The organism is Paraferrimonas haliotis (assembly GCF_002282895.1).
In the GTDB taxonomy this organism is placed as follows: domain Bacteria; phylum Pseudomonadota; class Gammaproteobacteria; order Enterobacterales; family Shewanellaceae; genus Paraferrimonas; species Paraferrimonas haliotis.
In genome coordinates, this window is sequence record NZ_NRRB01000007.1 from 142328 (window position 1) to 149362 (window position 7035).

The 7035-nt window shown below is 45.2% G+C and carries 8 protein-coding genes and 1 rRNA gene; 4 read left to right on the forward strand and 5 right to left on the reverse strand.

The annotated features are described in order from the left end of the window. Positions 1–3 precede the first annotated feature (3 nt). Positions 4–1110, reverse strand: a complete 1107-nt coding sequence (locus CLC91_RS13685; protein ID WP_095499464.1) for a PQQ-dependent sugar dehydrogenase — start codon at positions 1108–1110, stop codon at positions 4–6. A gap of 145 nt (positions 1111–1255) precedes the next feature. Between CLC91_RS13685 and CLC91_RS13690 the strand changes: the two genes are divergently transcribed. Beyond that, positions 1256–2182: a LysR family transcriptional regulator gene (locus CLC91_RS13690; RefSeq protein WP_095499465.1), complete on the forward strand. Its 927-nt coding sequence runs from the start codon at positions 1256–1258 to the stop codon at positions 2180–2182. Between the two features lie 100 nt (positions 2183–2282). Further along, positions 2283–3611, forward strand: coding sequence for a serine hydrolase domain-containing protein (locus CLC91_RS13695; protein ID WP_095499466.1), 1329 nt, complete (start codon positions 2283–2285; stop codon positions 3609–3611). A gap of 35 nt (positions 3612–3646) precedes the next feature. Here CLC91_RS13695 and CLC91_RS13700 read toward each other — a convergent pair whose 3' ends face one another. Genes CLC91_RS13700 through CLC91_RS15205 form a run of 3 tightly spaced genes read right to left on the reverse strand, consistent with a single transcriptional unit; the run spans position 3647 to position 4676 of the window. Next, positions 3647–4339 (reverse strand): 3'-5' exonuclease, encoded by a 693-nt coding sequence (locus CLC91_RS13700; protein WP_233132633.1) that lies wholly within the window; start codon positions 4337–4339, stop codon positions 3647–3649. Then, a complete protein-coding gene (locus CLC91_RS15200; protein ID WP_332889018.1) occupies positions 4320–4433 on the reverse strand; it encodes a DUF2810 domain-containing protein in 114 nt (37 codons plus the stop codon). Before CLC91_RS15200 ends, CLC91_RS13700 begins: the two co-directional genes overlap by 20 nt. 42 nt (positions 4434–4475) lie before the next feature. Beyond that, on the reverse strand, positions 4476–4676 hold the full coding sequence (locus tag CLC91_RS15205; protein ID WP_332889019.1) for a hypothetical protein: 201 nt from the start codon (positions 4674–4676) through the stop codon (positions 4476–4478). Positions 4677–4991: 315 nt separating this feature from the next. On the opposite strand from CLC91_RS15205, the gene CLC91_RS13710 reads away from it, so the two are divergent. Both CLC91_RS13710 and CLC91_RS13715 read left to right on the forward strand, forming a co-directional pair. After that, a complete protein-coding gene (locus tag CLC91_RS13710) occupies positions 4992–5984 on the forward strand; it encodes a cytochrome-c peroxidase (protein WP_095499468.1) in 993 nt (330 codons plus the stop codon). A 120-nt stretch (positions 5985–6104) separates the two neighbouring features. After that, positions 6105–6557 carry a DUF4174 domain-containing protein gene (locus CLC91_RS13715; RefSeq protein ID WP_095499469.1) on the forward strand — a complete coding sequence of 151 codons (453 nt, stop codon included), beginning with the start codon at positions 6105–6107 and terminating at the stop codon, positions 6555–6557. A 369-nt stretch (positions 6558–6926) separates the two neighbouring features. Here the strand turns inward: CLC91_RS13715 and rrf are convergent. Continuing rightward, positions 6927–7035: ribosomal RNA gene (gene rrf / locus CLC91_RS13720) — 5S ribosomal RNA — on the reverse strand; the annotation flags it as partial.

Here is a 7035-nt window from a genome sequence, read left to right on the forward strand (position 1 = left end):
TGATTATTTACCCTGATAGAAAATTCGGTAAATAACCCCGGCAGCGTCATCGGAGACCAGCAAAGCACCATCTGGCATTTGCATAATATCGGCTGGACGTCCCCAGGCTTCTTCTCCTTGCAACCAGCCGCTGGCAAACTCATCCACACTGACCACTTTATCGCCCTCTAAAACGACATTGCGCACTCGGTAACCGACTTTGCTGGAACGATTCCACGAGCCATGCTCAGCGATAAAAATGCTATGTTGGTACTGCTTAGGAAAGTGCTCAGATCGATAAAAGGTCATTCCAAGCGGCGCTACGTGTGCTCCGAGCTTAACTTTAGGTGCGACAAACTCACTGGCTTCGCGCCCCTTGCCAAACTCAGGATCTTTAACATCCCCTGCGTGGTAAAAAGGGTAGCCAAAGTGCTGACCCGGCTTACTCAGTTGGTTCAGTTCGCAATCAGGGATATCGTCTCCCATATGATCACGGCCATTATCAGTAAACCACAACTGACCGGTAACTGGGTGAAAGTCAAAACCGACACTGTTGCGCACGCCTAAGGCTAGGTCCGTGGTAGTGTTGTTGGTTAAATCAAGACTCATAATTTTAGAATAGCGCTCTCCAGCATCACAAATATTGCACGGAGCGCCTATCGGTATTATCAGGTGCCCTTGTGAATCAAATTTTAGGTATTTCCATCCATGATGGACATCATCTGGCAGTTCATCGAAAACCACCGTTGGCTCAGGTATGCGTGGCCAGTTTTTTTCTATAGCTTCATATTTTAAAATTTTGCTGATATCGGCTACGTAAAGATCACCTTTGTAAAAAGCAATTCCGGAAGGCATGGTCAATCCCGAATCAATAACCGTAACCTGTTTTGCCATTCGGCTATCCACACCGGCCAAACCACCGCCAGTCACCCCGTAGACTTTGCCCGTACGACGACTGCCAACAAACAGCATGCCTTCATCACCTAAAGCCATTTGCCGAGCGTTTTCAATGTCATCGACAAACACTTCTATTTTGAAGCCATCTGGCAAAGTTATTGTGTCTAATGGCAAATCAGATGCAGCAAGCGCAGAACTATAAGTGAGTACAAAAATAAGCAGAAATCGGGTCATAACAGTTTTCCTTAACAAGTAATCTCAACAGAATATCGTTAATATCGATTGCTTTCTAGTCAGCTATCGCTGAAGCCAAAAGATTGCCTTCGCTCACTAAAATCGATAGTTTGCAAAGTAATTAGATATTATTAGTTGGCCATACATGATCATAACAACTGAGCGATTACATTATTTATGGGCAGTGGCAGAAACAGGATCTTTTTCGGCCGCTGGCAGAAAGTTAGGCTACAGCCCTGCGGCAGTCCAACAAGCTATTCAAGCTTTTGAATACGATATTGACGCCAAACTGTTTGAACGAGACCCGGGGAAAAAGCCAACGCTGACCGAACTGGGAAAAAAGTTCTACCTGCAAGCGCTTGATATATTGCCAAAACTTGAGGGCTTGGAAAAATTTGCTCTCGATGTAGCTCAGGGGCAGGAAGCACAGCTACGAGTTGCACTTCATAGCTTCACCCTCTGTGGACAGTATCAAGATGCTATTGTCGCCCTGCAAAAACACTTTCCTACGCTCGAATTAATCCTGCTAGATGCGGATTATGCTGTTTTATCATGCGACAAAACTCGCATCACCAATTACCCTCACCTTCCCTTAGCCGATATCATCCTTTCCCCTGGAAGACTGCGCAGCGATCACGGCGGCTATGATCATATTATCGGTAGAATTCACTGGCGAATTGTTGCTTCAAACAAACATCCACTGAGTCACATAGCATCGACGTTGTCGATAGACGACCTCAACTTACATACTCAGCTTTTTCCTTCTCCCGGAGTTATCTTTACCGAAGAGCTAAATGAAGGCATTCGCCTAAGTAACAAACTCATTCGCTATAGCCATTTTTACCAATTACAATCGTTTTTGTTGTCAGGTTTGGGGTTTGCCGTGATACCAGACCAACTTGCGCGCCCTCTAGCCGAACAAGGCCAACTAACGATTCTTGAGTTGGATTTTGATGACGGAGCCATCAATTGGGGAATCGAACTTGCTTGGGCTCCTAATTTAGGAAAAGCCGGCAGCTGGCTGGTAGAGCAACTGCAAAAGCCCCCCCAAACCTCAAACCTTAAACCTTAAACTTTAAACTTTAGCTATAAGGTATTAAAAATCCTCACTTGTATGATTTATGGATAATGTCCTTAAACCAGAGCATTAACCATAAATACAGGTGATTACTATGAAAAAATCGATTATCAGTTTTGCGCTAAGCGCAATCTTGTTATCTCAAACCGCGACCTTGGCACAGGCACAAATACAGCCGTCCAACCCTTATGCGACGGCCGCTGAATTGGGCTTGATGGAAGGCTTTCCAGTTCCAGCTGACAAACAAGTGACAAAAGCCAACGCATTGCAAACAGCGCCATTTAACCGTTGGTCTTATCAGCACATGCGAATGTTTTACCCCAGTGCTGACATTCCTGCATCCCAGAAGCCGGTGGATCTTGAACATGTCATCGATACCAACCTTGCCAAGCAAGTATCTGTGCAAAATGCAGCGGGAGAAACTAGAAGTTTTGACGAGTATATGACCGAAACTTGGGGAGATGCGATTGTTGTCATTAAAGGCGACAGAGTAATCTTCGAGGACTACCGTAACGGCATGACAGCAAACCAGCCCCACCAAATGATGTCAGTAACCAAATCTTTTGGTGGGCTGTTAGCATTAATGAATATACATGAGGGGCAGTATAGTGAATCACAGTATGTAGGTGACATTATCCCTGAATTACGCAATTCATCTGCGTTTGGTAGTGCAACTGTTGGGCAAGTACTTGATATGACCAACTCTATGGACTTCAGGGAAGATTATGCCGACCCAACATCTGGCATTAGGACATATGGCGCCGTTTTAGGTTGGACTGAGAAGATGGAGGGCGTAGATTATCCCACAAGCTTATACAGCTATTTGCCCACTCTTAACGCTGAGCAGGAACACCAACATGGGGAAGTATTTCACTACCAAACCGCAAAAACAGACGTGGTGAATTGGATAAATAACCGAGTAACTCAACAGTCATTTCAAGTAGACATGCACGACAAGCTATGGAGCAAGTTGGGCACAGAAGGAGAAACCTATGTTCTGCTTGATAATAACGCTACTTTAGTGGCCGGAGGCGGTTTGAATGCCACTACGGAAAACCTAGCAAAGTTTGCAACCATGATGCTAAACGATGGTCGCTTTAACGGTCAGGAAGTGGTTGCTAAATCGGTGATCGACTCTATTGCCGCCGGTGGTGATAAATCAGCCTACGCTAAAGGCCCTAATGCTTCGGAAAACATGCCTGGTGGCGAGTGGAGCTACCGAGCACAGTGGTGGGTAAGCCATACACCTGGCCATGAAGCGTTTATGGCCATTGGTATCCATGGACAGTGGGTGTACATAGATCGTGAACGTGACGTCGCTATTGTTAAAGTATCATCGGCACCAGAGTCCTACTCTAAAGCACAAGAGCTTTATGACTTGAATGCCCTTAGAGCCATCGTCGATTACGTTAGCGCTAACTAATAACCATAATAGGTAAACAATGAGCCTCATCCGAGCTATCGATGAGGCTTTTCTTTGCGAGACTGTTTGGATAATTTTGACAGGTAAACGGTTACTTTTTGCTTTGGTAGCGTCGATAATTTCAAAAGTTCATTAAAGCTAGGTTGTTCGACTCCACTTTGAAGAGTGACCTCTTCCAACAGCTTCATCCAGAGGTGAGCGGTCATTTGTGCATCGGCAAGAGCTCGGTGAAAGACGCCATCAGAGGGCAGGCCTTTAAAACGAACCAGTGTACTTAACTTGTGATTCGGAGCATCTTGAAACAATCTCCGCGAAGTAAGCAAGGTACAGCCAATCGAACCGGTATAATCATAGTTTATTCGAGCAAACTCCGCCTCTAAAAATTTGCGATCAAAACTCGCATTATGCGCCAACAGGTTGTAGCCAGCTATGAACTCAGCGAATTCCGCCATCACCACCTCACAGGGTGGTGCATTGACTAACATACTGTTACTGATGCCGGTAAAGCTTTCGATAAACGATGATACCGCCCGTCCGGGATTCATTAACCCTTGGAAGGTGTCAACCACTTCTCCTTCCACCAGTTTGACGGCTCCAATTTCAATGGCTCGATCGCCTTGTTCGGGAGATAGTCCGGTAGTTTCAAAATCGAATACCACCACTGTGGCCGCTTTCTGATTGTTTAGTGGTGGCGTTGCCTTCATCGAATTAAAACGATTTTGGGGCATAGCCTGTAACCGCTTCTAACTTCAGCTCACGGCCAAGGGCTGTTAACGGATGGACAACGACCAAGCCTTTCACTCGCTTTTTCAATGCCCCCATATCTGCTTGTTCCGCTTTGGTTAATTCACGATGAAACTTTAACTATGATATTTGCTCGCCTTTAGCGCCGAGTTGTTTACCTTGCTTCTGTTTTAATGACGTAATCTTTTTATTAAGCTTTTTTATGTCCTGCTCGACACGCGCGCTTACGTCTAGCGCTTCAGCACGATTGGCGGCGGTCAATTTATGACGTAATTTGTCTAACTGATTGTGAGCTTTTTGCAGCTCGTCTTTGACGCTCATAGTAAGCCTTATATAATCGATAGGTAAGCTAGAATATTAGCAGTTAAACCAAACAGCTACTTGCTAAAATGCCAGAGAACAGAAGTGAAACATTTTTTACAACATGTTAGCAGCTGCAGGAATCGTACTGCCTAAAAGCCATCCATTATACCTATTCCAACCTTAACCTTCCGTGATTGACATCATAATAAAACAATCGTTTTTCCCGATAATTCCAATCGAATTAATCAGTTATAAGTCAAACAGGTAAGTCAGTACACTGACGCCAGAAGAATAAACCTACTTTTTATACGTATTTAAACACTAAGGTGTCTCATGACTAAACTGCACTCAATCGCAATTGTTATCAGCGCGGTATTGGCCGCTCCTTTATCCGCTGCACAAGAGCCCATTCAAGTAATAGAGCCTGCAAAAATTACCGCCCCTGAAAAAGTTGAGCTCGGCAAGATGTTGTTCTTTGAACCCCGCCTGTCTAAATCTGGCTTTATCTCCTGTAATTCTTGCCACAACCTATCTTTAGGCGGCGTTGATGCTCTTACTACTTCTATTGGCCATGAATGGCAGGAAGGTCCAATCAACTCTCCTACCGTATTGAATGCCGAATACCAACTGGCGCAGTTTTGGGATGGTCGCGCCAAAGATTTACAAGAGCAAGCGGCGGGCCCTATTGCTAATCCAAAAGAGATGGGCTTTACTCATGAGCTAGCGGTAACCACCATTGCCTCAATGCCAGCATATCAGGCTCGTTTTGAAGCTATCTACGGTAAAGACTCAGTAAATATTGATAATATTACTAATGCCATTGCCGAATTTGAGAAAACCTTAGTAACCCCTAACAGCCCATTCGACTTGTACTTGAAAGGCGATAGCAACGCAATCAGTGCCAGCGCGAAAGCGGGTTACCAGTTGTTCAAAGATAAAGGTTGTTCAACCTGTCACAACGGACCAGCTGTCGGTGGAACCATGTATATGAAAATGGGCCTAATCAAGCCATTTCATACCGATAACCCTGCTGAAGGTCGTGTCGCTGTAACGGGTAATGAAGCTGATAGAAATGTATTTAAAGTACCAACACTGCGCAATATCGAACTCACCTATCCGTACTTCCATGATGGACAAACTTGGACACTAGAAGAGGCTGTAAATACAATGGCTGATATCCAACTTGCTAAGTCATTAACTGATGAGCAAACAGCTGACCTTGTTGAGTTTTTGAAGTCTCTTACGGGAGAGCAACCGCAGATCACCCTGCCGATTTTGCCGCCATCTAATGCAAATACACCACGTCCGGTGCCTTTTACAAAGTAATCTCGTAGTCGCAACAATAGCTAACTAGCAGCCTTCGGGCTGCTTTTTTGATCCAACGATTTAGATCTTGTCTGCTAGGCTTAACGTATAGAGGTTACATACCTACGAGAGGTCGACAAGATGAGATGTACTACCAAACATGCTATTCAATTGTTATCTGGTTGCCTACTTGTCACTTCTTTGAGCGCATTGAGCTACCCTGAATATCAACAAGATTCAGCGCATCGCAGCCTCATTTATTTTGCCCCGAGCTACGATGAGTCCGTGGCTGAGTTTGAACATCAAGCTGAGATCCATAAATGCGTATTAACGGCTCGCAACACTCGCGTATTAATTGTCACCCCAGAAACCAATGAAAGGCTCTACAACAGTTACCATAATTTTGACTGGAACCAACTGAAAGCCTCTTACCAAATTCAAGAAGATGATTACACCTTAATTCTTGTTGGATCGAACGGCAACGAAACACAAAGATGGCAGCAGCCGGATTGGGAAGAGTTGTTTTCCTTATTGGATTCAACCAGTACTGAAGTTGCAAAAGACGTTCAACGTCTAAAGCGTTGCAGCGCTTGATACTGTGCACTTGACGCTTCCTAGGACTTTGACATTGATTCACTGGACAGAGGTTAGGCCTAGCAAGGAATGACCGCGAGGGCAGGTCGAGGACGGTGCCCTAGGCGGTCACCAGTAACGAAAAAGGGCCTCCCTTTCGGGAAGCCCTTATTCATTATTTAAAGCCTGGCGGTGTCCAGGACAACATCATAGATGTTGTCCGTTCCGACCTGAGATTGCTCAGCCGCAATCTCCGAGCGGTCTCCACCCTACTATCACATGATATGTGGCGCCTACGGCGCACTATTTATTTTCCCATGTGAGAGCACATCATCAAATTTGAAGCATAAAAAAACCCCCGTCAAAGACGGGGGCATTTTTATATTTAAAGCCTGGCGGTGACCTACTCTCACATGGGGAAACCCCACACTACCATCGGCGCTATTGCGTTTCACTGCTGAGTTCGGAATGGGATCAGGTGGGTCCACAACGCTATGGC

Coding starts and splice junctions, on each gene's coding strand:
- CLC91_RS13685 (WP_095499464.1), bottom strand. CDS start 1,110: ATGACCCGATTTCTGCTTATTTTTGTACTCACTTATAGTTCTGCGCTT.
- CLC91_RS13690 (WP_095499465.1), top strand. CDS start 1,256: ATGATCATAACAACTGAGCGATTACATTATTTATGGGCAGTGGCAGAA.
- CLC91_RS13695 (WP_095499466.1), top strand. CDS start 2,283: ATGAAAAAATCGATTATCAGTTTTGCGCTAAGCGCAATCTTGTTATCT.
- CLC91_RS13700 (WP_233132633.1), bottom strand. CDS start 4,339: ATGCCCCAAAATCGTTTTAATTCGATGAAGGCAACGCCACCACTAAAC.
- CLC91_RS15200 (WP_332889018.1), bottom strand. CDS start 4,433: ATGGGGGCATTGAAAAAGCGAGTGAAAGGCTTGGTCGTTGTCCATCCG.
- CLC91_RS15205 (WP_332889019.1), bottom strand. CDS start 4,676: ATGAGCGTCAAAGACGAGCTGCAAAAAGCTCACAATCAGTTAGACAAA.
- CLC91_RS13710 (WP_095499468.1), top strand. CDS start 4,992: ATGACTAAACTGCACTCAATCGCAATTGTTATCAGCGCGGTATTGGCC.
- CLC91_RS13715 (WP_095499469.1), top strand. CDS start 6,105: ATGAGATGTACTACCAAACATGCTATTCAATTGTTATCTGGTTGCCTA.